The organism is Yersinia sp. 2542 StPb PI (genome assembly GCF_048593855.1).
Lineage (GTDB): Bacteria > Pseudomonadota > Gammaproteobacteria > Enterobacterales > Enterobacteriaceae > Yersinia > Yersinia enterocolitica_E.
This window is the reverse complement of the sequence record NZ_JAZGQA010000463.1, coordinates 1-703: the sequence shown is the minus strand read 5'-3', so window position 1 is coordinate 703 and position 703 is coordinate 1. Positions and strand designations below refer to the sequence as shown.

The window sequence follows — 703 nt, the reverse complement described above, 5'->3', positions numbered from 1 at the left end:
TACAGACCAAATTTCATATTATTTCATAATGGCTCCCATCCTATTTACACACATGTATTGAGAGCATTAAAAGAACTTAAAATCCCAATAGTATATTCAGAATTAGGATGGTTCCCTCAAAAAGATCATGTTTACTTTGATAAATGGGGTGTGAATGGTTTATCTTATTTAGCCAGTCAAACATCTGAACAGTTATGCGGTGAGAAATTTGATAATTACAATGCTGAGGTGAAAATTTCTGGTGACTATGCGCTTTTAGTTACACAGTTAGAGAATGATACAAACTTGATCGTCAACTCTCCAAGATTCAAAAATAATGAAACCTTCATTAAACATATCATTGATCAAATATCTGACAGAACATTATTAATAGTAAAACCTCACCCGTTGGATAAAAATACTGAACGCTATGATAAATTTGCAAGTGACAGAGTAAAAATAGAGAAGCGTTTAGATACTAATACCCTAATACAAAATGCGCACTCAGTCATTGGGATAAATTCAACAGTATTACTTCAGTCTCTAGAATTTGACGTTAATATTTATACTTACGGTCACTCAATACTAGACAACAAAGGCGTATCAATTGACTGTATATCTGATGAGATAAGTTTGATATGGCAAGATACACTAAAAGGTTCGAGAAAAGTTAGAAATTCCATAATTAATAACTTAAAGAATAGACAGATAAACCTTTTGACGA

General features: G+C 31.9%; 1 protein-coding gene. It reads left to right on the top strand.

Going from position 1 to position 703, the window contains the following annotated elements; translation table 11 throughout:
• On the top strand, positions 1-703 hold a 703-nt coding region (locus tag V1952_RS22300; RefSeq protein ID WP_420075605.1), incomplete at both ends, for a hypothetical protein.